Source organism: Pseudomonas sp. PS1(2021) (assembly GCF_020405165.1).
GTDB classification, from domain to species: Bacteria; Pseudomonadota; Gammaproteobacteria; order Pseudomonadales; family Pseudomonadaceae; genus Pseudomonas; species Pseudomonas aeruginosa.
In genome coordinates this window covers 3,329,981-3,353,259 of the sequence record NZ_CP084484.1, presented here as the reverse complement: position 1 = coordinate 3,353,259, position 23,279 = coordinate 3,329,981, and the positions used below count along the sequence as shown (strand labels likewise).

Here is a 23,279-nt window from a genome sequence, read left to right as displayed (position 1 = left end):
CAAGGATTCCCGATGCGCGACTACGCCTGGATGTACGAATACTGCCTGAACCGCTTCGGCTCCAGGGAGGCGCTGGAAGCGCGCCTGCCGCAGCCGAAGAGCGCCGCCGAGCTGCGCGCGGTGGGTGACGACCGCTACCTGTCGCTGATCAGCCTGCGGATCTTCCGCGCCGGCCTCAAGCACAGCCTGGTGGACGCCAAGTGGCCGGCCTTCGAGGAAGTGTTCTTCGGCTTCGATCCGCAGAAGGTCGTGCTCATGAGCGCCGAGCATCTCGAGCGGCTGATGCAGGACGCCCGCCTGATCCGCCACCTGGGCAAGCTCAAGAGCGTGCCGCGCAATGCGCAGATGGTGCTCGACCTGGCCCGCGAGCATGGCAGCTTCGGCAACTTCCTCGCGGATTGGCCGGAAACCGACATCGTCGGCCTGTGGAAGCTGCTGAGCAAGCGCGGCAACCAGCTCGGCGGCTTGTCGGCGCCGCGTTTCCTGCGGATGGCCGGCAAGGACACCTTCATTCCCAGCGACGACATGGTCGCCGCGCTGAAGGCCCAGGAGATCATCGACAAACCGCCCACCAGCCTCAAGGACCTGGCGGCCGTCCAGGGAGCCTTCAACCAGTGGCGCGAGGAGAGTGGCCGGCCGCTGTGCCAGCTGTCGGTGATGCTGGCACATACGGTCAATCATTGAGCTAGAGGCTCAGCCGACCGCTGCCGATCATCCACAGCGCCGCCAGCGCGAGGACCAGCACCAGCGCCGCGCCGCTGCCTTCGGCGCGATTGCCGAACGCCGGCAGGCCGCGCTGGCGACGGGCATGCAGGAAGAAGCCCAGGCCTGGCGCGTAGAGGATCATCGACAGCAGCAGGTATTTCAGCCCGGCGGCGTAGATCAGCCAGACCCCGTAGAGCGTCCCCAACAGCGCCAGCGCCAGCATCGCGCCCGAGTGCGGGCGGCGCGCCACCAGCTTCAGGCAGAAGCCGGCGCAGAGCAGGTAGGGGATCAGCGCCATCGAGGTGGCCAACTGGATCAGCGCGTTGTAGCCCGAGGCGTTGAGGAAGGCCACCAGCAGCAGCGCAGAGATCAGCGTGCTGGTCAGCCACAGTGCCGGCGCCGGGGTTTCCACCGCATTGGTGCGGCCGAACAGTGCCGGCGCGGTGTGCGTTGGGCCACGGCTGGCCAGGTAGAGCATTTCCACCGCGAGCATGGTCCAGGCCAGCAGCGCGCCGCCGACCGAGACGATCAGCCCGACGTTGATCAGCGTGGCGCCCCAGGGGCCCACCGCCGCGGCCAACACCTGGGCCATCGAGGGGTTCTTCATCTGCGCCAGTTCGTGCTGCGGCACCACGCCCAGCGACAGCACCGAGACGCAGACCAGCAACAGCAGGGTGACCACGAAGCCGAGCAGGGTTGCGCGGCTGACATCGGCCGCGTGCCGCGCGTGGCTGGCATAGACCGTGGCGCTCTCGATGCCGAGGAATACCCAGACGGTGTAGAGCATGGTGGTTTCCACCTGGCGGGTGACGCTGCCCAGGGCCGGGCTGCCCCAGAAGTCCAGGTGAAAGGTCTCGATGCGGAAGGCCAGGGCTACGCAGAGGATGAACAGGGCGATCGGCACCACCTTGGCGAGGGTCACGATGGCGTTGGTGATCGCCGCGTTGTGCACGCCGTGGAGGACGAAGGCATGCATCAGCCAGAGCACCGTCAATTCGCCGAGCAGCGCCGGCCAGGTGGTTCCGTCGCCGAAGAAGGCCAGCGCGCCGAACGAGCCGAGGGCGCTGAACAGCACCACCAGGTAGCCGGCGTTGCCGACCCAGGCGGAAATCCAGTAGCCCCAGGCGGCATTGAACCCCAGGTATTCGCCGAAGCCTTCGCGGGCGTAGCCGTAGACGCCGTCGTCCAGTTCGGGGCGGGTGGTCGACAGCCACTGGAATATCCGCGTCAGGGTCAGCATGCCGACGAAGGTGATCGCCCAGGCGATCAGGATCGCGCCGGCGCCTGCGCCTTCGGCCATGTTCTGCGGCAGGCTGAAGATGCCGCTGCCGATGATGCCGCCCACCACCAGCGCGGTCAGCGCCGGCAGCCCCAGTTTTCCCTTTTCCGAATCGGCCATGTGGCACCTCCGAAACTGCATCCGGTATGTCGCGCCAGGCGCAGGCGGAGCCTGCGCCGGGGTGCGACGGCGGGAGGCGGCGGGTCGGTCCGCCGCGGCATGGTTCAGAAGCGCAGCGACATGCAACTGACGCCGCCGTCGATCTTGCGATATTCGGAGGTGTCCACCTCGATCACCCGGTAGCCGAGGCGGGCGATCTTCTCGCGGGTCCGGGGATAGCCGGCGGGCATGATCACCCTTTCGTTGACCCAGATGCAGTTGGCGGCGTAGGACTCCTCTTCGGGGATCTCGATGATGTTGAAGTCCTGGAACTCCGGCTTGCTGACGAACTCGCCGGCGGCCAGCAGGTTGTTGTGTTCCAGGTAGGCGAGCCCGGTCTTCAGGTGCAGGACCTTTTCCAGGCGCACCACCGAGCCGCTGAGGCCATGTTTCTCCAGGATCGCGATCATCTGCCGGGCGCCCTCGGCGTTGGTGCGGGCCGATTCGCCGATGTAGAAGTGGTCGCCGACCATCATGATGTCGCCGGCTTCCACCGTGCCGGGTGCCTCGATGCGCTCGACCTTGCCCGGATAGAAGCGCTGCACGGTTTCCTCGATGATCTCGGTCTCGCCGCGCCGCGATTCGGCGCCGGGGCGGGTGATGATGGCGCAGCGCGAGGTGCAGAGCACCGGGTCCTCGACGAACACCGAGTCGGGGAAGCGTTCGTCCGGCGGCAGCAGGGTGATGTCCACGTCGCAGGTCTGCAAGGCGCGGATGTAGGCGTTGTGCTGCTCCAGGGCCTTGGCGTAGTCCGGCTTGCCGAGGTGGCTGGAGGTCAGGCCGTCGACCAGGCTGCGGGCGGGCGTGCGAGCGATGATGTGCTTGAACATGACGATTTTCCTCGTGTGGGGACGACGAGGTCGTTGCAAGCCACGCGCCAGCCAACGCCCGGGAATTGCCTTGGAAATCCTTGATAAATCGGAGGATTTTCCTGGTTTTCCGAGGGCTTGGTTGATCCACGCCAAGGATGCTCGGTCGCGCTGCGTCGAAGATGGGACAACTGACGAGATTTCGACATCCGGGAAACCGAGGGGGAGAGCATGGCGCTTGTCGAGGAGCCGACGATTTCCACGCTAAGCGGTGAACTGGCCTGGTTGGTGGACTGCCTGGCGCCGATTTTCGACGGCCTGCGGCAACCGGTCACGGTGGTCGACCCCTCCGGTCGCTTCGTCTACTACAACCGTGCCAGCGGCCTGCTCGATGGTCTCGACCCGCAGCGGGCGTTGGGTATGCACCTGTTGCAGAGCGCTCCCTGGCTGGCGGCCGAGCAAAGCACGCTGTTGCGTTGCCTGGCCGAAGGGCGGCCGTCGATCGATACGCTGCAGGCCTACGTGGGGGCCGGCGGCGAGCTGTTGCAGTATCGCCACCGGGCGATCCCGCTGCGCGGGCGCGACGGTTGCCTGCTCGGCGCGATGGAGCTCGGCGAAGTCGTCGCCGAGACCGAAGAGGCCGCAGGCCTGGCGGATTGCCCGAACATCCTGAGCGTGGCGCCGAGCCTGCTGCGGCAGTTGCAGCGCCTGGACGTTTTCGCGGCCACCGACCTGCCGCTGCTGATCCATGGCGAGACCGGCACCGGCAAGGAACTGTTCGCCCGTCGCGCCCATGCCCTGAGCCCGCGACGCAGCGGTCCGATGATCAGCCTGAACTGCGCAGCGATTCCCGAGACGCTGCTGGAAAGTACCCTGTTCGGCACCACCCGCGGCGCTTTCACCGGCGCCGAGAACCGCAAGGGCATGTTCGCCCTGGCGCAGGGCGGCAGCTTGTTCCTCGACGAGATCAATTCCATGCCGATGGCCATGCAGAGCAAGCTGCTGCGGGTCCTGCAGGACGGCAGCTACCTGCCTCTGGGCAGCCTGAGCCCGCAGCGGGCCGATGTACGCCTGATCGCGGCGAGCAACCAGCCGCCGCGCCAGGCGATCGCCGAGGGACGCCTGCGCGAGGACCTGTACTACCGTCTGGACGTGGGCAGCCTGTGCATCCCGCCGCTGCGCGAGCGCCCCGGCGATGTGGAACTGCTGGCACGGGCGTTCGTCCGTCGCGATGCGCGCAGCCTCAACCCGCGTGTCACCGCTCTTGGCGAGCGGGCGCTGGCGCAGTTGCTGGCCTGCGACTGGCCGGGCAACGTCCGGCAACTGGAAAACGTGATCCGGCGCAGCCTGTTGCTGCACGGGGAGGGCGGCGCACTGCTGGATGAGGTGGCGTTCGCCGACGACGGCGCCGAGGCCGTGGGCGGCGAGGCCGCGCTCTCGATGAACAGCGCGGCGGTCGGAGGCCTGCGCGAGGCGCTGGCGCAACAGGAGCGCAACCTGATAGAAGACGCCTTGCGCCAGGCGCGCGGCAATCTCTCCCGGGCCGCCGCCCGGTTGCGGATTCCGCGCACGACCCTGCTCGGGCGCATGCGCCGGCTCGGCTTGCCGGCTTCCCTCGATCCGCCAGCCTGACAGGAGCCAACCATGGACAGCCACAGCCCGATCGCCACCGTCGCCCAGGCCCTGCGGCGCGCCGAACGCATCCTGGTCATCACCGGCGCCGGCCTCTCCGCGGACTCCGGTATGCCCACCTATCGCGGCCTCGGCGGTCTCTACAACGGTCGCACGGAAGAGGGCCTGCCGATCGAGGCGGCACTTTCCGGACCGATGCTGCGGCGCGATCCGGCGCTGTGCTGGAAGTACCTCGCGGAACTTGGCAAGGCTTGCCTGGCGGCCCGACCCAACGCCGGCCACGAAGCCATCGCCGAGTTGCAGAAGCACAAGCCGGAATGCTGGGTGCTGACCCAGAACATCGACGGCTTCCATCGCCAGGCCGGCTCGCCGGCCGAGCGGCTGATCGAGATCCATGGCGAACTGGCGCCGCTCTACTGCCAGTCCTGCGGTGCCGAGAGCGGCGGCCTGGAGGAGCATCTGCACGGCCAGTTGCCGCCGCGCTGCGCCGCTTGCGGTGGGGTGCTGCGGCCGCCGGTGGTGCTGTTCGAGGAAATGTTGCCGGAAGAGGCGATCGATACCCTGTACCGCGAATTGCGCAAAGGCTTCGATGCGGTGCTGGTGGTGGGAACCACCGCGAGCTTCCCCTATATCGTCGAACCGGTGCTGCGCACGCGGCAGGCGGGAGGCTTCACCGCGGAGGTGAATCCTGGCGTGACCGACCTCAGCGAGCGGGTCGATGTGAAAATGACAGGACGAGCCTTAGACATCATGCCGCAGGTGGTAAGTCACATTTATCGATAAAAAACTTGCATAGGATTGATCGAGAAGGCAAATTAGCCCGCTAGTAAAACTAATGAGACACGGTCGTGCCCATGCTTAAACGCTTAGCACCCCTCGTGCCCATGAGTTTCGTTCTGCTGCTGGCCGCTTGCGCCAGCCATTCGCCGGAGCCGCAGGTCGCCAAAGAGCCGACCGCAGCCAAGAGCAGCATCGACGTCGAACGCGACGCGATCGCTTGGCAGGATGTTGAGGACGAAGGGGCGGACAATTCATCGGCTGGTACGCCTGCGCTGGCGTCCAGCATCCTCGAGCGCGCTTTCGAACTGATCGGTACGCCGTACCGTTTCGGCGGTACGACGGCGAAAGGCTTCGATTGCAGCGGCTTCGTCGGCTACCTGTTCCGCGAGGAGGCCGGCATCAAGCTGCCGCGCTCCACCCGCGAACTCATCGATATGGACGTACCGCTGGTCTCCAAGGACGAGCTGCAGCCCGGCGACCTGCTGTTCTTCAACAACCGTGGCCGTGGCCGCGTCAGCCACGCCGGCATCTACATCGGCGATGGCCAGTTCATCCATTCCGCCAGCCGTCGCGGCGGCGGGGTGCGGGTGGACAGCCTGGACTCCAGCTACTGGAGCCTGAGCTACATGGAAGCCAAGCGGGTGCTCGAACCCGGCTACAAGGATGCCCTGACGAGCAAGCGCTAAACTTAAAGTTTTACTTTAAGTATTGCGTTTAACTCCTTGTCGTAGCAAAGTGGAAGCATTCCTCACCAGGAAGGCTTCCACTATGCATGCACTGGCCCGATTCTCGATCCTCGCCTTTGCTGCGCTGCTTACCGCCTGCGCCAGCAAAGCGCCGCCCCCCGCGCCCGCCAAACAGGTCGTATTCCGTCCGGCGACGAATTTCTCGCCCGCCGCCGACGATGTGCTGTTCCGTGCCCTCGGCCTGGTCGGCACGCCCTACCGCTGGGGCGGCAACACGCCCGATTCGGGCTTCGATTGCAGCGGCCTGATCAACTTCGTCTACCGCGACATGACCGGCATCAAGCTGCCGCGCTCGACCCGCGAGATGATTTCCATGCGCGCGCCCAGCGTGCCGGTGCAGGCCCTGCAGACCGGCGACCTGGTGTTCTTCGCCACCTCCGGTGGTCGCACCGTGAGCCATGCCGGCATCTACGTCGGCGAGGGTCGCTTCGTGCATGCGCCGCGCACCGGCGGCACGGTGCGCCTGGACAGCCTGCAGAACAGCTACTGGCAACGCGCGTACCTGGACGCCAAGCGCGTGCTGGTCGCGCCGTCGCCGTTGGCGCGGGTGCCCTGAGGCGGGGAGGTCCGGGGCCATCATGACCACCCGCACCCTCAATCTCGACGACAACCTCTATCGCTACCTGCTGGACGTTTCGCTGCGGGAAACCCCGCTGATGACCCGCCTGCGCGAGGAAACCGCGAAGCTGCCCAACGCACGCTGGCAGATCGCCCCCGAGCAGGGCCAGTTCATCGCCTTGCTGCTGACCCTGATCGGCGCGCGGCGGGCGCTGGAGGTCGGCACCTTCACCGGCTACAGCGCCCTGTGCATGGCTACCGCCCTTGGCGAGCAGGGGCGTCTTACCTGTTGCGACCTGCCCGGCGACTACCACCTGACTGCGCGCCGCTACTGGCGCGAAGCCGCTGTCGAGGAGCGCATCGAGCTACGCCTCGGGCCCGCCCTGGAAACCCTGCGTGCGTTGCTCGACGAAGGCCTGGCCGGGCAATTCGACCTGGCCTTCATCGACGCCGACAAGGCCAACTACCCCGAATACCTGGAGGCCGCGCTGGCGCTGGTGCGCCAGGGTGGGCTGGTGCTTTTCGACAACGTGCTGTGGAGCGGCCGGGTGCTCGAAGCGCAGCCGAAGAGTGCGGATACCCGCGGCATCCAGCAGCTCAACCTGGCGCTGAAGAACGACGCGCGGGTGGACTACTCGCTGCTGCCGATCGGCGACGGGCTGAGCGTCTGTCGCAAGCGCTGAGCGAGGCTCAGCGCACGCCCCACGGCGGGCTGCCCAGGGCCTGCTGGAGAAACTGGACGAACAGCTTCACCTTCGGCGAGAGGGTTGCCGCTCGCGAATACATGGCGTAGATCAGGTCGTCCAGCGGCCGCTCCTGGGGCAGGGCCTCGACCAGCCGGCCGGCGGCCAGGTCCTCGGCGGCGATGAACAGCGGCAGCATCGCCAGGCCCAGGCCACGCACCGCGGCGTCGCGCATGGTCTGGCCGTTGTTGGTGTTGAAGCGTCCGCGCGGGGTGATCATCCGCGCCGGCTCGCCGGCCACCCGCGGCTCGAAGCTCCATAGCTGCGACGGGGTGTTGTGGCTGTAGCCGATGCAGGGATGGCAGAGGATGTCTTCGATGCGTTGCAGCGGGCCGTGCCGTTCCAGGTATTCCGGGCTGCAACACACTACCCGGCGGCTGGTGCCCAGTTGGCGGGCGATCAGCGAGCTGTCCTGCAGGCGGGTGATGCGGATCGCCAGGTCGTAGCCTTCCTTCTCGAAGTCGACGATCCGGTCGTCCAGTTGCAGGACCACTTCCAGGCGCGGGTTGCGCGCCATGAATTCCATCACCAGCGGCCCCAGCCAGAGCGTGCCGAAGCTCATCGGCGCCATCACCCGCAATTCCCCGCACAGGTCATTCTCGCGCAGGGCCACGCTTTCCGCGGCGTTGTTCAGGTCCTGCAGCGAGGCCTTGGCCGACTTGTAGAAGAAGCCGCCGGCCTCGGTCGGCTCGACGTTGCGCGTCGAGCGGTAGAGCAGGCGCACGCCGAGGTGGCGCTCCAGGTCGCTGACGCGTTTGCTGATCACGGACTTGGACAGGCTCATGCGTTCGGCGGCGGCGCTGATGCTGCCCAGCTCGACCACGTTGAGGAAGGCCTGTATGTCTTCAAGGCGCAGGCTCATGGCGAATCTCGAAACAATCGGGAGGCAGACTGTCGCATGCGGGAGAACTCCTGGTAAGGGGATGCGCGCGTCGCACGTACGGGAAAGACAATGGCAGGGCAAGCGTAGCGCGCCCGGGGAATGGCATTGTTCTGGTATCGAGAACACCGTTTTCGCATTTTACCGGGCGGTAAATCGCTGTCGCTGTCACTACTCTTGATGGGCGGCGTGCGCTCCCGAGACCGCCCATGCTTGCCTCCCAGGAGGCGCTTCGTTTCACACCGCGCGGCGACGGACGCCGCCCGAGACCGGAGAAACACCATGTCCTTCACCTACAAGCGACTCGACAAGAACGATGCGGCGGTGCTGTTCGTCGACCACCAGGCAGGCCTGCTCTCCCTGGTCCGCGATTTCAGCCCGGACGAGTTCAAGAACAACGTCCTGGCATTGGCCGACATCGCCAGGTTCTTCAACCTGCCGACCATCCTCACCACCAGCTTCGAGGATGGCCCCAACGGCCCGCTGGTGCCGGAACTCAAGGAAATGTTTCCGCAGGCCCCGTACATCGCCCGCCCCGGCAACATCAACGCCTGGGACAACGAGGACTTCGTCAAGGCAGTCAAGGCCACCGGCAAGAAGCAACTGATCATCGCCGGCGTGGTGACCGATGTCTGCGTAGCCTTCCCGACCCTCTCGGCACTGGAGGAGGGGTTTGACGTATTCGTCGTCACCGACGCCTCCGGCACCTTCAACCCGGTGGTGCGCGACGCCGCCTGGGCGCGCATGACCGCCGCCGGCGCGCAACTGATGAACTGGTTCAGCGTCGGCTGCGAACTGCACCGCGACTGGCGCAACGACATCGAAGGCTTCGGTGCCATCCTCGGCGGCCACCTGCCGGCGTACGCCAACCTGATCCAGAGCTTCGGCACGAAGAAGTAAGCCGGCTTCGCCGCTGTCCCGGACACAAGGCACTCCGACCATCGGGTGCCTTGTGTCGTTTTCCGTCCAGGTGTTTTCATCGGAACGCCGCTTCGCCGGAACCCGAGGTTCCGGCACGCCCCCCATGCACAGGAGAAACCCCATGGCTACCCAGGTCGTCAACGCTTCCCTCGGCACCACCCCTTATCGCGTGACCCTCGGCGACGACAGCCACCAGTGGCTGAGCGACGTGCCGGCCGCCCTCGGCGGCGCCGACAGCGGTCCCTCGCCGCACGAGATCCTGCTCTCGGCGCTGGGCGCCTGCACGGCGATCACCGTGGCGATGTACGCGCAGCGCAAGGAGTGGCCGCTGGAGGGTATCGACGTGCAACTGAACATCGTCGAGGAACGCACCAAGCCGGAGCCCTTCACCCATATCCGCCGCGACATCCGCCTGGCCGGCGATCTCGACGCCGAGCAGCGCCAGCGTCTGCTGGAGATCGCCAATGCCTGCCCGATCCATCGTGTACTCTCCGGAGAGGTCAGCGTCAGCAGCCAGCTACGCGACTGAACCCGCACGCACAACGAGGAGCACGGCATGAGCGACGACATCAAGGTATTGGGCATTTCCGGCAGCCTGCGCAGCGGCTCCTACAACAGCGCGGCGCTGCAGGAGGCGATTGGCCTGGTCCCGCCGGGCATGAGCATCGAGCTGGCGGACATCTCCGGCATCCCGCTGTACAACGAGGACGTCTACGCCCTCGGCTTCCCGCCCGCGGTGGAACGCTTCCGCGAGCAGATCCGCGCGGCGGACGCGCTGCTGTTCGCCACCCCGGAATACAACTATTCGATGGCCGGGGTGCTGAAGAATGCCATCGACTGGGCCTCGCGGCCGCCGGAGCAGCCGTTCTCCGGCAAGCCGGCGGCGATCCTCGGTGCCAGTGCCGGGCGTTTCGGCACCGCGCGGGCGCAGTATCACTTGCGCCAGACGCTGGTGTTCCTCGACGTTCATCCGCTGAACAAGCCGGAAGTGATGATCTCCAGCGCGCAGAACGCCTTCGACGCCCAGGGCCGGCTGCTCGACGACAAGGCGCGCGAGCTGATCCAGCAGCAGTTGCAGGCCCTGCAGCTATGGGTGCGCCGCCTGCGCGGTTGAATGCCTCGTCACCGGAGAGCCTGAACATGAGCAATACCGAAGAGCGTTGCGACCTGTCCTCCTCGCGGGACTGTCCGGAGCGCCGCGAACACCTGCTGCAACGGGTCACCGCGCGTGCCGCGGAAATCGGCGGCGGTATCACCGTCAGTCGGCTGATGCCGTCGCGCCAGCGGCGGATGATCGGTGCCTGGTGCTTCCTCGACCATGCCGGTCCCGCCGAATTCGAACCTGGCGGCGGACTGGCCGTGGGCCCGCACCCGCACATCGGCCTGCAGACCTTTACCTGGATGATCCAGGGCGAGGCGTTGCACCGCGACAGCCTGGGCAACGTCCAGGTGATCCGCCCCGGCCAGGTCAACCTGATGACCGCCGGTCATGGCATCGCCCACACCGAGGAGTCGCTGCCCGACGAGCGCCACGCCCACGCCGCGCAGTTGTGGATCGCGCTGCCCTACGAGCAGCGCGACATCGCCCCGGCCTTCGACCATCATCCCGACCTGCCGCGCTGGCAGGAGCAGGGGGTCACCTTCACCCTGCTGGCCGGTGCGCTGGCCGGGCGACAGGCGCCGTGCCGGCTCTACTCGCCGCTGCTCGGTGCCGACCTGGCCTGCCACGACGCCTCGACCCTGCAACTGACGCTCGACCCGCACTTCGAGTACGGCCTGCTGCCGCTGGAAGGCGGGTTGGAAGTGGGCGGCGAGCATTTCGCGGTGAACGAACTGGCCTACCTGGGCGACGGCCGCGACGGCCTGCAACTGCAACTCGACCCTGGCGCGCGGGTGCTGTTGCTGGGTGGCGCACCGTTCGGTGCGGAGATCTTCATGTGGTGGAACTTCGTCGGCCACAGCAAGGGCGAGATCGCCCGGGCGCAGAAGGCCTGGGAGGAGGGGGATGCCCGCTTCGGCCGGCTCGACGCCCTGGAAGGGCCGCGCTTGAGCGCTCCGCCGATTCCCTGGAAGATCGACGCCGAGTGAGGTCGATGTGCCGCCGGGTGCCCCGGCGGCGTCCTCGAATGCCTGTCGGCGATCGTTGTGGACCTGCGGCCTGGCGATTCGCCGGCAGCGGGAAAACTTTCTGCACCCATCGCCGGTCAGAACTCGCCTATCGCATGCACCGAACAGGAAGTGAGCCACATGCAATTCGAACACCTGGTCCAGGTCAACGACCGGACACTTGTCGACCTGCCGGTCCTCGACCGGCTGCAACTCTGGGAAGGCCTGGTCTGCCGTGCGCGCGAGCCACAGTATTTCGTCGTCGGCCTGGAGCGTTTCGAGATCCTCGTCGATGACGGCGACCGCCTGCACCGGCGCCTGTACCTGCCGGGTCTGGTGGTCGAGGACGAAGTCGTGCTGAAGGCGCCGGACAGTGCCCACTACAGTATCAAGCCGAGCGCCGAGGTGGCCGGCGGCAGCCTCGACATGACCATCGAGGAGCCGGAACCCGGCTCGCTGTTCGTGCGTTTCGCCTACTGCACCCGCTACCTGCAGCCGCTGGGCGACGAACTACCCTACGACGCCTTCGTCAAGCAGGCCTATATCGCCATGGATGTGGAGACCATCGCCACCATCCGCGACCGGTTCGGCGCCAGCGCCGCCAGCGGGAGTTGAGCGTGGAACACGGAAGCAGTTTTCTCCAGTCCGGCGTGGTCTTCCTGATCGCGGCGGTGTTCATGGTGCCGCTGGCCAAGCGCCTGCAACTGGGCGCGGTGCTCGGCTACCTGCTGGCCGGCGTGCTGATCGGTCCCAGCGTGCTGGGCCTGGTGGACAACCCGGAAAGCGTCGCGCAGATCTCCGAGATGGGCGTGGTATTGCTGCTGTTCATCATCGGCCTGGAGCTGTCGCCGCGGCGCCTGTGGGTGATGCGCAAGTCGGTGTTCGGCGTCGGCCTGCTGCAGGTGCTGCTGACCGGCCTGGTGATCGGCACCGTGGCCCTGGTCGGCTTCGACCAGCCGGTGAACAGCGCGGTGGTGCTCGGCCTGGGCCTGGCGCTGTCGTCCACCGCCTTCGGCCTGCAGATCCTCGCCGAGCGCAAGGAACTGACCCAGCCCCATGGCCGCCTGGCCTTCGCCATCCTGCTGTTCCAGGATATCGCGGCGATCCCGCTGATCGCCATGATCCCGCTGCTCAGCGGTGCGCACAGCGACGCCGGCGGTAGCGAACTGACCCAGACCCTCAAGGTGGTCGGCAGCATCGCCGCGGTGGTGGTCGGTGGCCGCTACCTGCTGCGCCCGGTGTTCCGCATCGTCGCCCAGACCAAGCTGCAGGACATGTCCACCGCCACTGCGCTGCTGGTGGTGATGGGTACCGCGCTGCTGATGGAGCTGGCCGGCGTGTCCATGGCCCTCGGTGCCTTCCTCGCCGGCCTGCTGCTGGCCGACTCGGAGTACCGCCACGAACTGGAGGCGCAGATCGAGCCGTTCAAGGGCCTGTTGCTCGGCCTGTTCTTCATCAGCGTGGGGATGAGCGCGGACATCAGCCTGCTGCTCAAGTCGCCGTGGATGGTGCTCGGCCTGACCGTGCTGCTGATCGCCCTGAAGGCGCCGGTGCTGTACTTCGTCGGACGCATTTCCGGCGGCCTCGACAAGGCCTCGGCGCTGCGCCTGGGCGTGGTCCTGGCGGCCGGCGGCGAGTTCGCCTTCGTCGTGTTCAAGATGGCCCGCGACCAGGGCCTGTTCCAGAACGACCTGCACAACCTGCTGGTGCTTTCCATCACCCTGTCGATGGCCCTGACCCCGTTGCTGGTACTCGGCCTCGCGCGCCTGCTGGCGAAGGAGCCGGAGGCGACGAAGCCGCCGCCGGAAATGGAACGCATCGACAACGACGACACCCCGCGCGTGGTGATCGCCGGGGTCGGCCGCATGGGCCAGATCGTCGCTCGCGTGCTGCGCGCCCAGCGCGTGCCGTTCATCGCCCTGGACACCTCGGTGGAGACCATCGAGCTGACCCGTACCCTCGGCGCGATCCCGATCTTCTACGGCGACCCGATGCGCCCGGAGATCCTTCGCGCGGCCCAGGTAGAGAAGGCCGAGTTCTTCGTCATCGCCACCGATGACCCGGAGACCAACATCGAGACGGCCAAGCGCGTGCGCAAGCTGTATCCGCACCTGAAGATCATCGCTCGCGCGCGTAACCGCCAGCACGTCCACCTGTTGCTCGACGCCGGGGTCGAGCCGGTGCGCGAGACCTTCTTCTCCAGCCTGGAGATGAGCCGCATGGTGCTCTGCGGCCTGGGTCTGAGCGAGGAACAGGCGGACGCGCGGATCCGTCGTTTCCGCCGGCACGACGAAGAGGTCCTGGCCTCCCAGCACCTGTTCTACAACGACCGCGACGCGCTGATCAAAAGCGCTCGCGAGGCGCGGGTCGAGCTGGAGACGCTGTTCCAGACCGACCAGTTGGAAGACCGTGGCGCGGTAGCGGCGGAGACCCCGGAGAAACCTTCCCGCGCCTCCTAGCGCCCGACCCATGCCGGTACGCCGGCATGGGTGATTCCCACGCCTGGGTCCATACTTTGCGGATATCGCAGTACGAAGGTTGGGATACCCGCGCGGCATCCCCTCTGTAGGGTGGAGGGCATCAGCCCAGCAGACGGCTGGACGCTTCCGCCGATCGAGGAACCTTATGCCTGTCGAACACCTGGACGTACTCATCGTCGGCGCCGGATTGTCCGGCGTCGGCGCCGCCTACCACCTGATGAAGCATTGCCCCGGCAAGAGCTTCGCCCTGCTCGAAGGGCGCGCGGCGATGGGCGGTACCTGGGACCTGTTCCGCTACCCCGGCATCCGTTCCGACTCGGACATGTTCACCCTCGGCTACAACTTCAAGCCATGGAGCGATCCCAAGGCCATCGCCGACGGTCCGTCGATCCGCCGCTACATCGAGGAGACCGCGCGGGAGAACGGCATCGACCGGAAGATCCGCTACCGCCACCGGGTGCTCAGGGCCGACTGGGATTCCGCCAATGCGCGCTGGAACCTCGACGTGCAGCGCGGCGACGAGCCCGAGCCGCTGCGCATGACCGCGCAGTTCCTGCTGATGTGCACCGGCTACTACCGCTACGAGGCCGGCTATACCCCGGAATTCGTCGGTCGCGAGGACTTCGCCGGGCAGGTCGTCCATCCGCAGCTGTGGCCCGAGGACCTCGACTACAGCGGCAAGAAGGTGGTGGTGATCGGTAGCGGCGCGACCGCCGTGACCCTGGTGCCGTCGCTGACCGACAAGGCCGCCCACGTCACCATGTTGCAGCGCTCGCCATCCTACGTGATCACCCTGCCGCAGAAGGACGCGATCTCCAATTTCCTCCGCCGCTTCCTTCCGGAAACCTGGATCTACCGCCAGGCGCGGGCGCGCAACGTGGCCATGCAGATGGTCTTCTTCATGCTCGCCAGGACCTTCCCCGGCCTGGTCCGCAAGGCCCTGCTCAAGCTGGCCAGCCTGCAACTGGGCAAACGCTTCGACATGCGTCACTTCAGCCCGCGCTACAAGCCGTGGGACGAGCGGGTCTGCGCGGTGCCGGACGGCGACCTGTTCAAGGTGCTGCGCAAGGGCAAGGCGTCGGTGGTCACCGAGCACATCGACCGCTTCGTCGAGCGGGGCATTCGCCTGAAGACCGGCGAGGTGCTGGAGGCGGACATCATCGTCACCGCCACCGGCCTCGACCTGGTGATGTTCGGCGGCGCCGAGCTGGCGGTCGACGGCAAGCCGTTCCAGGTCAACCAGAGCATGGGCTATCGCGGCATCATGCTGCGCGACCTGCCAAACCTGGCGGCGGTGGTCGGCTATACCAACGCCAGCTGGACGCTCAAGGCGGACCTCTCCAGCGAATACTTCTGCCGCCTGATCAATCACATGGATGCCACCGGCATGCGCCAGGTGACCGCCCGCGACAGCACCGGCGACGTGCGCGAGGAGCCCTTCCTCAACCTCGACTCCGGCTACATCCAGCGCGCCGCCGAGCGCATGCCCAAGCAGGGCGACCGGATGCCCTGGAAGCTTTACCAGAACTACGTCCTCGACCTGGCGCTGCTGCGCTACGGCAAGGTCGAGGACGGCTACCTGGTGTTCTCCTCGCCGGCGCCGCAGCGGCAAGCCGGCGGCGCGGCGGTGCAGGCCCTGGGCTGAACCCGGTGGGCGTCGCTCAGGCGTTCGCCACGACCTGCCCGTAGGCCTTGCGCCAGGCGTCCAGGCCGCCGGCCAGCGCCCAGGTGCGGGTGAAGCCGGAGGCGTTGAGGCGCTGGGCGAGCATCGCGGCGGAAAGTTCGTGGGGACAGGCGCAATAGATGACGATGCTGGCGTCCCTGAGGTCGCCGGGGAGGTCCTTCAGCGACACGTTCAGCTCCACCGGGATGGCTCCCGGAATGCCGCTCGGCTCGTCTTCGTGATGGGCGCGGACATCGAGGATCACCGGCAATTGCCCCTGTTCGCGAAGGTTTTCCAGTTCCTCCACGCTGATTCGCGGAATCCGCCGGCTGCGCGACAGCAGGCGCTGGCGCTGCCAGAGCTTCCAGGCGATGAAGGCGGCGAAGGCGCCGGCGATCAGCAGCGCGCCGATGGCCGCGTAGTCGCTGAGCAGGGCCAGCAGGTGGTCTACCGCATCGCTGAAGATCACCCCCAGCAGCAGCGCGGAACCGGCCCAGAGTGCCGAGCCGGCGGCGTCGTAGGCGAGGAAGCGGCGCAGGTGGGTGCGGGTCATGCCGGCCAGGGTGGTGGACAACGCACTGGCGCCGGGCAGGAACTTCGACATCAGCAGCGCCCTCGGACCGACCCGCAGGTACATGTTCTGGCTCTGGCGGATGCAACTGTCCTGGGACAGCGAGACCTTGCAGATGCTGCGCAGGAGGAAGCCGCCGTAGCGGCGTCCGGCCAGGTACCAGGCGACGTCCGCCAGCAGGCAGGCGAGCACCACCACCAGCAGGACCACGCCCAGCGGCGCGCCGACGCCCTGCATGGCCAGCGCGCCGGCGACGATCAGCGCCGGGTAGGCGGGGATCGGCAGCCCGGCCTGCTCGCAGAGCACGTTGAGGAACAGCAGGAGCAGCCCGTGGTTCTCCAGCAGGGGTTGCAGTTCACGCATGGCGGAGCCTCTCGAATTCTTCTGCGGGTAGTGTGAGCGCGAAGCGTGAAGCTGGGAAGAACCCAGTCGGCAGGGCCGGAGGCGTTGCGGCGGATAACGCCGCTGCGTCGAGAGAGGCTGGGGCGCAACGAAAGCAGCCCCTCGCCCGTGGGGGCGAGGGGCTGTCGGGTCAGGCCACTTCCACCAGCAGCACTTCGCTGTCTTCCAGGGCGGTGACCTTCAGGGTCGGTTCGTCGCGTACCGCCAGGCCATCGCGGGCCTCGGCGCGCACGCCGTTGACCTCGATGCTGCCGGTGGCCGGCACCAGGTAGGCGCGGCGACCGTTTTCCAGGGCGTACTCGGCGCTCTGGCCGGCCTTCAGGGTCACCGCGGCGACCTCGGCGTCGGCGCGGATGTGCAGCGCTTCGCTGTCCTGCTCGTCGCCGCTGGCGAGAGTGACGAAACGACCGTCGCGCTCGGCCTTCGGGAACGGTTTGGAGCCCCAGCGCGGCTGGTCGCCGCGGCGGTCCGGGATGATCCAGATCTGGAAGATCCGGGTGGTCTCGGCTTCCAGGTTGTACTCCGAATGGACGATGCCGGTACCGGCGCTCATCACCTGCACGTCGCCGGCCTCGGTGCGGCCCTTGTTGCCCAGGCTGTCCTGGTGGGTGATCGCGCCTTCGCGGACATAGGTAATGATCTCCATGTCGCGGTGCGGGTGCGGCGGGAAGCCGCTGCCGGCGGCGATCTCGTCATCGTTCCAGACCCGCAGGCGGCCCCAGTCCTCGCGCTCCGGGTCATAGTAGTCGGCGAAGGAAAAATGATGACGCGCGTTCAGCCAGCCGTGGTTGGCATGGCCCAGACGGTCGAAGGGACGACGTTCGATCATGATCGGATCTCCATTGGGCCCGTCGCCGCTCGTTTGCGCGAGGGTGCGGGCGGTTGATGGGGTCATCATCCGTCAGATCATTGCGATAAAAAAGCGCGTATTTTCGGCTTTATCTATCTAATTATTAGATTCGATCAGGGCGCGAAGGAAGCGCGGGTCCGCCAGTGCGGCGAGGTGCCCGCCCGGGTATTCCCGCACTCGCGCGTCCAGGCGGTGGGCGAAGGTACGTTGCAGCGGCGGCGGGCTGAGCCGGTCGGCGGCCGCCACCACGTAGGTGACCGGGCAGGCTGGACGAACCTGCGGCGGCGGGTCGATCAGCAATTGCGCGGGTTCGCTGGCGCTGGTCGGCACCTCGGCGCCGAGCAGTTCGAGGAAGCCGGCGCGGTCTTCCAGGCGGACCCGCCCTCCGAGCGGGTCGAGGCGGCATAGCCCGAGGAGATTGTCCTGGCCGCTGTCCTGGTAGCTTTCCAGCGCGCCGCCGCCCTCGCTGACCAGCGCGCTGAACAGGTACAGGTGCGCGGCGCGCTCGCCCAGGCGGGCCGCCAGGCATTGCGCCAGGTAGCCGCCGAAGCTGTGGCCGCAGAGTATCACCCGCTCCTCGCCGGCCAGCGTGGCGGCGGCCTGGTCCAGCCAATGCGCCAGGTCGCATCCGGGCGCGTCGCGCAGATGGTCGCAGCTTCGCCAGCCGGCGCCTTCCACGGACCAGGCGGAGCGGCGCAGGAAAAATCCCGAGACCAGCAGCGCGCCGCTCATCCGCCGGCCCGCTCGGCCTGGCGCAGGCCGACCGCGCCGACCTGCAGCAGCATGATCACCCCGCACAGCGCGGCCAGGCCGAGGTACAGCGCCTGGCTGCCGGCATGGTCGAGCATGATCCCGCCGTACAGCGGTGCCAGCGCGGTGCCGAGGCTGTAGAGATTGGCCGCGCCGAAATAGCTGCCGCGCAAGTCGTCGGGGGTCAGTTGGTCGACCTCCACGCTGAAGGTCGGGAACACGATCAGTTCGCCGAGGCTGAGTACCACCGTGGCCAGCGCCAGGCCGGCGAACAGGGTCACCGGGGTCCAGGCGAAGCCTAGCTGGGCCAGGAGCATGAGCAGCATGCCGAGCATCAGGCGGCCGCCGGTGCCGGTGTTTTCCAGCAGGCGGAGGAGGGGAAACTGGGCGACCACTATGGTCAGCGCGTTGATGGTCACCAGCAGGGCGATGCTGTTGACCACGTCGGGCAGACCGCTGCGGGTGAGGTACTGCACGAGGGTCGAATCGAAGGTGGCGTAGATCAGCGCGGCCAGCATGTTGCACAGCAACAGCAGGGTGAAGGCGCGATGCCGGGCCATGCTCAGGCAGGCTTCGAGGAACCCCGTCGAGGATCGCGGGGCAAGGCTGCGCCGCTTAAGTTCGAGGTGGTGCAGCAGGCGCCAGAGCAGCAGGCCGTAGCAGAAGTAGACCAGCGCGGTGACCAGGAAGGTGCCGGCCTGGGCGGCGACGCCGAGAGTCAGGCCGATCAGCGGGCCGAGGGCGGCGCCGAGGTTGATCAGGAAGTACCGGCAGTAGAGCGCCAGTTCCCGCGAGCGGCGATCCTCGACGCGGTCGCCGATCAGCGCCTTGCAACTGGATTCGAGCAGGGCGCAGCCGATGCTCACCCCGGAGATCGCCAGTCCGTAGGACAGCGGCTGGCCGCTGAAGCCCAGCAACACGAAGGAAAGCCCGCTGAGGCTGGTGCCGAAGAAGATCAGGCGCTTGCGCCCGAAACGGTCCGACAGCCAGCCGGTGTAGATGCCGCTGAGCGCGCCGCAGACGGTCGCCAGCGCCAGCAGCAGGCCGATGGCGCTGGCGGACAGCCGGAACTCGCGCCACAGCAGCAATGCCAGGAACGGCCAGACCATGAAGTAGGCGCCGCGGGTCAGCAGCGTACCGACGAGCATCACGTGGATTTCCGTCGGCAGGGCGCGGAAGCGTTGCACGCTGAAGGTGTTGTCGCTCACGGGCGGGGCTCCTGGGCGAGGGGACGGATGCCGCCGCGCAGGCTGCCGGCGGCTACCTGGTGGAACAGCGGCAGGAAGCTTTCCGGCAGTTCGCGGGTGAACTCGCTGCTCAGCCAGCAGCGCAGCAGGCAGCGGCGCTGCCGCTCGTCGTCGCTGAACTCGGTGCGCGCGTGCAGGGTGGTGTGGTTGTTCACCAGCACCAGCATGCCCTTGCTGAAGTCCAGTTCGGCATAGCCGTCGGCGCGTTCGATCGCCTCGTCCAGGCCGTCGAGCATGCTTCGCACCTGCGGGGCGAGGCTTAGCCCGTGGCGCGTCACCGATTCGTTGAACTTGCGGATATAGCGCAAGACGAAGGTCCGCGGGGTTTCCGTGAGCAGCGGCACCAGCGCGTAGTCGGCGTCGCCTTCGTCGCGCAGGTCGTGGGGGATCGGCTGGCCGAGCAGGGGCAGCCAGGCCGGATTGGCGGCTTCCAGGGTGGCGAGGACGTCGGCCGAGGAACGGATGCGGAAGGCGCCGCCCCGGCGTGCCGGCGACCAGCAGGCGAGCACCGTGAGGTCGGCGCGATCGGAGTGGAAGGCCAGTTCCTGGCTGGTCAGGTGGCCGCGCTGCGGCGCGTCGCGGGCGTCGCGCAGGCCGAGGTCGCGCACTTCCTTGAGGTACTCGCCGTTGCGGTTGATCGCCACGGTGCGTCCCAGCCATTGGCAGAATGCGCGGAACACCCGCTGGAATTCGTCCTCGGCGAGTCCGCGCAGCAGCGCGGAATCGTGCAGCAGCACGCCGCTTCCATGCTCCAGTTCGTGATGCAGGCGCTGGCGCAGGAGAGCCTCCGCGCTATCCGCGGGACGCCGCTCCAGCAGGCGCGCGAACAGCGTTTCCAGGCCGGCGGCGAAAGCGGCCGAAGCGCAGAACACCGCGTTGCCCCGCCAGGGCGCGGGGCGACGATGGATGGTTGTCATAGCGAGGCTCCGTATTCCTGCTGCCAGAGCGACAGGGTGGTGAGGGTGAACAACTGGTCGCCGGGCAGCGCCGCGACGCTCGGTGCATCCAGGCCTTCCAGGCCTAGATCGTGGAGCGCCGGCAGGCGTTCGGCGAGGTGCCGGCGCATTTCCCCGAGGGCCTGCGGCCAACGTTCGAACGGCAGGCGGAAATGCCGTTTCGGCTGTGCCTGCCAGCGTTTCTCGCGCTGCTCCAGGAGCGCCACCAGCGGTGCCTTGGCGGTGTCGCCGACGATCCGCTGGAGGCGCCCGGCGCGCTGCGCCAGGGCGCCATGCAGGTAGGGGGTGCGCGCTTCGATGGTGCGCGACATCAGCAGATGGTCGGCGCGGCGCAGCAGCGGCTCCAGCGAGTAGTGCAGGTCGAACTGGCCGATCGCCGCCTCGAGGCCCTGGTCGAGGGCCTCGTGGGCGAGTTCCTCGATCCGCTCGGCGACCCGTCGGCCCGCCGGTTCCGCCAGCAGCGCGGCCTTGCGCCGGTACTCGCCGAACCAGGCGGCGGCGAAGCGCCGCGGTTCCGGTGCGTCGCGCCGGCGCCAGAGTTCGAGATGGCGCGGGTAGCCCCAGAACAGTTCGTCGGCGCCTTCGCCGAGAAGCACGCGCAGTGATAGCCCTGCTCGCCGATACCGTCGGCCAGGCGCTGGTACATCAGCAGGCTGGACATCCGTGTCGCCCCGCCGAAGTTGCCGACCGCGCGACGCAGCAGCGGCATGAAGGCTTCCTGGCGCAGCTCGAAGCGTTGCAGCCGAGGGTGTGGCAGCAGGCTTTCCTCGTCGCCTTCCAGGCACAGGTGAAAGCGTTGCAACTGCGGGTCCAGGTAGCTGCCGAGCAGGTTGGAATCGACCCCGCCGCTGACCAGCAGGGCGCAGGGGCGGAAGGTCTGGCGGCAGCGTTCGAGGGTTTCGCCGAGCTGCTCGTCGAGGCTGTCCACCTCGCTGGCCGGGGCGGTGGCCAGCCGCTGGCGCTGGCAGAGGCGCGGACGCTCCTGGGAGAGATCGAAGCGCAACACCTCGCCGGGCAGCAGCAGACGGACCTGCTGGAACAGGGTCTGGCCTTCCAGCGGCACGCCGGCGGCGACCACCTGGGCGATCGCCTCGGCGTCGGCGCGGGCGCCGCCGAGCAGGTGCAGCAGCGCCCGCGGCTCGGAGGCGAAGGCCAGCAGGCCGCGCTCGGGCTGGTAGCTGTAGTACAGCGGCTTGATGCCGAACTCGTCGCGCAGCAGGGTCAATTGCCGGGTCTGCGGGTCCCAGCTGGCGAGGGCGTACATGCCGTCCGGCAGTACCCCGCGCTGCAAGCCGTCGAGCAGCAGGCGGATCTCGCCATGGATTTCGCAGCCGGCCTGGTAGACCTCGCCGTTGTAGGCGACCCGCCGCTGGCCCTCCTGCGGCGGCAGCGGTACCGCCGCGGCGCCGGACATCGGCAGGCGGGTCATGCCGATGGCGCCGTTCGGCAGGGCCGCGATGCCCTCGCCGAACGGGCCGCGATGGGCCAGCAGGCGTAGCGCTCCGGCGAAGCGCGAGACACTGAAACCGGTGCCGACGTAACCGAGGATGCCGCACATCACGAGGCTTCCCGTTGCAGCAGGGCGGCGAGCGCACGGCGGTCGTGCTTGCCGGCGCCGTTCAGCGGCAGGGCCTGGTGCGACAGCACCACGCGCTGTGGCGCGCGGAGGGTGCCGAGCTGCTGCTGGAGCCAGGGCAGGAAGGCGAACTCGACCTGCGGCGCGGTGTGGATCACGGCGACATAGTCTTCGCCATAGAGCGGGCAGTCGACCTTCAGGCAGCAGACGTCGATCACCTCGTCCAGGCCGTTGAGCGCCCGTTCGCATTCATTCAGGTGGAACAGGTTGCCGCCCTTGTTGATGGTGCCGTCGCAACGGCCGAGGACGTGCACGCAGCGGTCCTCGTCGAAGTAGGCGAGGTCCTGGGTGTTCAGCCAGCCGTCCTCGAGCACCTGGGCGGTCAGGTCGGGGCGGTTGACGTAGCCGGAGAACAGGCTCGGCGTGCGCACCCACAGGCGCCCGCGTTCGCCGCTGCCCTCCAGCGGGCGGCCGTCGGGGTCGGTCAGCTTGAGTTCCAGGCCGACGGCAGGTCCCACCGAGTTGTCGAACGCATCGCCGCGACGCTTGCCGAAGAGGAAGGCGAAGCCGCACTCGCTGAGGCCGTAGATGTTCGCCAGCGCCGCATAGTCGCGCTGGAAGGCCGCCTGCAGGTCGGCGTCCAGGCGCGCCGAGCCGGCGACGCAGAGCAGGCGCTGCAACGGCAAGCGGCGCGGCGGCGGGGAGCCTTCCTTGACCATGTGGTTGACCACCGGCGGCACCAGGTAGAGGAAACTGATGCCGAAGCGTTCCACGCATTCCCAGAAGCCTTCGCTGTCGGCCCAGCAGTGCAGCGGCAGGAGCACCGCGCTGCCGCCGTACAGCAGCGGGAAGAGGAAATTGATGCCGAGGATGCCCAGGCCGCTGATCCGGTAGAAGCAACCGGAGCGCGTGTGCTCGCCGATGCCCAGGCAGTCGCGGCCGATGCGGTAGGCATGGAGCATGGCCTGCTGGCTGAGTTCGATGCCTTTCGGCTGGCCGGTGGTGCCCGAGGTGAACAGGATCATGTGGCTGTGCGCGGCGCGGTCGAGCCGGCGCGTCGCGCGGCGCTCGAAGTCCAGCGCCAGGCGCAGCCCGGCCAGCGCGCCCTCGAGCGGATGTTCGCTGGCCAGCGCGTCCAGGCGCATCTCGTCGACGATGGCCTGCTTCGCGGCCTCCCCCCACTCGGGATCGATCAGCACCAGATGCTTGCCCGCGCGCATGACCGCATAGATCAGGCAGAGGTTGCGGTAGCTGTTGTCGAGCAGCACGCCGACACTGCGGCAGGCATGCGCGGCGATCTGCTCGGCGAGGGCATCGACCTGGCGGTCGGCGTCGCCCCAGGTGTATTCCAGCGGTCGCTCCGGCTCGCGGGCGTCGATCAGGAACGGCCGCCGCGGGTCGGCGCTGCCGAGATGGCGGAGGGTGCTGTCGAGCGATACGGGTACGGGGAGGCTGCTCATGCCGGC

Annotated in this window: 23 protein-coding genes and 1 pseudogene; 13 read left to right on the top strand and 11 right to left on the bottom strand. The window is 67.8% G+C overall.

The genetic code is table 11. From position 1 onward, the window contains the following. Nucleotides 1–12 precede the first annotated feature (12 nt). Nucleotides 13–684: a DNA-3-methyladenine glycosylase I gene (locus LE197_RS15995; protein ID WP_003086605.1), complete on the top strand. Its 672-nt coding sequence runs from the start codon at nucleotides 13–15 to the stop codon at nucleotides 682–684. Between the two features lies 1 nt (nucleotide 685). Here the strand turns inward: LE197_RS15995 and LE197_RS15990 are convergent, their stop codons facing one another. Further along, nucleotides 686–2,104 carry a basic amino acid/polyamine antiporter gene (locus LE197_RS15990; protein WP_023109063.1) on the bottom strand — a complete coding sequence of 473 codons (1,419 nt, stop codon included), beginning with the start codon at nucleotides 2,102–2,104 and terminating at the stop codon, nucleotides 686–688. A gap of 104 nt (nucleotides 2,105–2,208) precedes the next feature. After that, the gene (gene ddaH, locus LE197_RS15985; RefSeq protein WP_003086612.1) at nucleotides 2,209–2,973 is read right to left on the bottom strand and encodes a dimethylargininase; all 765 of its coding nucleotides are present in this window, start codon (nucleotides 2,971–2,973) and stop codon (nucleotides 2,209–2,211) included. A 210-nt stretch (nucleotides 2,974–3,183) separates the two neighbouring features. On the opposite strand from ddaH, the gene ddaR reads away from it, so the two are divergent. From ddaR to LE197_RS15960, 5 genes are all read left to right on the top strand, one after another. Next, on the top strand, nucleotides 3,184–4,584 hold the full coding sequence (ddaR, locus tag LE197_RS15980) for a transcriptional regulator DdaR (protein ID WP_023109062.1): 1,401 nt from the start codon (nucleotides 3,184–3,186) through the stop codon (nucleotides 4,582–4,584). A 12-nt stretch (nucleotides 4,585–4,596) separates the two neighbouring features. Next, a complete protein-coding gene (locus LE197_RS15975) occupies nucleotides 4,597–5,367 on the top strand; it encodes an NAD-dependent deacylase (RefSeq protein ID WP_003112457.1) in 771 nt (256 codons plus the stop codon). A 65-nt stretch (nucleotides 5,368–5,432) separates the two neighbouring features. Further along, nucleotides 5,433–6,050 carry a C40 family peptidase gene (locus LE197_RS15970; RefSeq protein ID WP_003082470.1) on the top strand — a complete coding sequence of 206 codons (618 nt, stop codon included), beginning with the start codon at nucleotides 5,433–5,435 and terminating at the stop codon, nucleotides 6,048–6,050. An 82-nt stretch (nucleotides 6,051–6,132) separates the two neighbouring features. Further along, on the top strand, nucleotides 6,133–6,666 hold the full coding sequence (locus tag LE197_RS15965) for a C40 family peptidase (RefSeq protein WP_003082473.1): 534 nt from the start codon (nucleotides 6,133–6,135) through the stop codon (nucleotides 6,664–6,666). Nucleotides 6,667–6,688: 22 nt separating this feature from the next. Further along, entirely contained in the window at nucleotides 6,689–7,351 is a 663-nt protein-coding gene (locus LE197_RS15960; RefSeq protein ID WP_003086626.1) for an O-methyltransferase, read from the top strand. A 7-nt stretch (nucleotides 7,352–7,358) separates the two neighbouring features. Here LE197_RS15960 and LE197_RS15955 read toward each other — a convergent pair whose 3' ends face one another. Then, nucleotides 7,359–8,273 (bottom strand): LysR family transcriptional regulator, encoded by a 915-nt coding sequence (locus LE197_RS15955; protein ID WP_003082475.1) that lies wholly within the window; start codon nucleotides 8,271–8,273, stop codon nucleotides 7,359–7,361. A 300-nt stretch (nucleotides 8,274–8,573) separates the two neighbouring features. Here LE197_RS15955 and ycaC point away from each other — a divergent pair, with 300 nt between their 5' ends. From ycaC to LE197_RS15920, 7 genes are all read left to right on the top strand, one after another. Next, the gene (gene ycaC, locus LE197_RS15950) at nucleotides 8,574–9,191 is read left to right on the top strand and encodes an isochorismate family cysteine hydrolase YcaC (protein WP_003082476.1); all 618 of its coding nucleotides are present in this window, start codon (nucleotides 8,574–8,576) and stop codon (nucleotides 9,189–9,191) included. A gap of 142 nt (nucleotides 9,192–9,333) precedes the next feature. Then, nucleotides 9,334–9,741, top strand: coding sequence for an OsmC family protein (locus LE197_RS15945; protein WP_003082478.1), 408 nt, complete (start codon nucleotides 9,334–9,336; stop codon nucleotides 9,739–9,741). Between the two features lie 27 nt (nucleotides 9,742–9,768). Beyond that, complete coding sequence (locus tag LE197_RS15940; RefSeq protein ID WP_003082483.1) at nucleotides 9,769–10,326, top strand: NAD(P)H-dependent FMN reductase; 558 nt, start codon at nucleotides 9,769–9,771, stop codon at nucleotides 10,324–10,326. A gap of 26 nt (nucleotides 10,327–10,352) precedes the next feature. Beyond that, nucleotides 10,353–11,300 (top strand): pirin family protein, encoded by a 948-nt coding sequence (locus tag LE197_RS15935; protein WP_003145400.1) that lies wholly within the window; start codon nucleotides 10,353–10,355, stop codon nucleotides 11,298–11,300. A 159-nt stretch (nucleotides 11,301–11,459) separates the two neighbouring features. Next, complete coding sequence (locus tag LE197_RS15930) at nucleotides 11,460–11,933, top strand: SRPBCC family protein (protein ID WP_003082488.1); 474 nt, start codon at nucleotides 11,460–11,462, stop codon at nucleotides 11,931–11,933. A 2-nt stretch (nucleotides 11,934–11,935) separates the two neighbouring features. Next, nucleotides 11,936–13,777, top strand: coding sequence for a glutathione-regulated potassium-efflux system protein KefB (gene kefB, locus LE197_RS15925; protein WP_003112454.1), 1,842 nt, complete (start codon nucleotides 11,936–11,938; stop codon nucleotides 13,775–13,777). 166 nt (nucleotides 13,778–13,943) lie between these two features. Beyond that, the gene (locus LE197_RS15920; protein ID WP_003082495.1) at nucleotides 13,944–15,443 is read left to right on the top strand and encodes a flavin-containing monooxygenase; all 1,500 of its coding nucleotides are present in this window, start codon (nucleotides 13,944–13,946) and stop codon (nucleotides 15,441–15,443) included. A gap of 16 nt (nucleotides 15,444–15,459) precedes the next feature. Here the strand turns inward: LE197_RS15920 and LE197_RS15915 are convergent, their stop codons facing one another. The 8 genes and pseudogenes from LE197_RS15915 to LE197_RS15885 all read right to left on the bottom strand — a co-directional run bounded on the left by LE197_RS15915 (nucleotide 15,460) and on the right by LE197_RS15885 (nucleotide 23,273). Continuing rightward, nucleotides 15,460–16,395, bottom strand: coding sequence for a DedA family protein/thiosulfate sulfurtransferase GlpE (locus LE197_RS15915; RefSeq protein WP_003112452.1), 936 nt, complete (start codon nucleotides 16,393–16,395; stop codon nucleotides 15,460–15,462). A 169-nt stretch (nucleotides 16,396–16,564) separates the two neighbouring features. After that, on the bottom strand, nucleotides 16,565–17,263 hold the full coding sequence (locus LE197_RS15910) for a pirin family protein (RefSeq protein ID WP_003086661.1): 699 nt from the start codon (nucleotides 17,261–17,263) through the stop codon (nucleotides 16,565–16,567). 117 nt (nucleotides 17,264–17,380) lie between these two features. Then, nucleotides 17,381–18,016, bottom strand: a complete 636-nt coding sequence (locus LE197_RS15905; RefSeq protein ID WP_003120549.1) for an alpha/beta fold hydrolase — start codon at nucleotides 18,014–18,016, stop codon at nucleotides 17,381–17,383. After that, a complete protein-coding gene (locus LE197_RS15900; protein ID WP_003082502.1) occupies nucleotides 18,013–19,242 on the bottom strand; it encodes an MDR family MFS transporter in 1,230 nt (409 codons plus the stop codon). The genes LE197_RS15905 and LE197_RS15900 overlap by 4 nt, the downstream gene beginning before the upstream one ends. Further along, entirely contained in the window at nucleotides 19,239–20,198 is a 960-nt protein-coding gene (locus LE197_RS15895; RefSeq protein WP_003082503.1) for a clavaminate synthase family protein, read from the bottom strand. Before LE197_RS15895 ends, LE197_RS15900 begins: the two co-directional genes overlap by 4 nt. Then, nucleotides 20,195–20,833: an asparagine synthase C-terminal domain-containing protein gene (locus LE197_RS36885; RefSeq protein ID WP_264086483.1), complete on the bottom strand. Its 639-nt coding sequence runs from the start codon at nucleotides 20,831–20,833 to the stop codon at nucleotides 20,195–20,197. The genes LE197_RS15895 and LE197_RS36885 overlap by 4 nt, the downstream gene beginning before the upstream one ends. A gap of 587 nt (nucleotides 20,834–21,420) precedes the next feature. After that, nucleotides 21,421–21,501: pseudogene (locus LE197_RS37305) on the bottom strand (hypothetical protein); the annotation flags it as partial. Nucleotides 21,502–21,794: 293 nt separating this feature from the next. Next, nucleotides 21,795–23,273, bottom strand: coding sequence for an ANL family adenylate-forming protein (locus LE197_RS15885; protein WP_023109060.1), 1,479 nt, complete (start codon nucleotides 23,271–23,273; stop codon nucleotides 21,795–21,797). Between the last annotated feature and the right edge of the window lie 6 nt (nucleotides 23,274–23,279).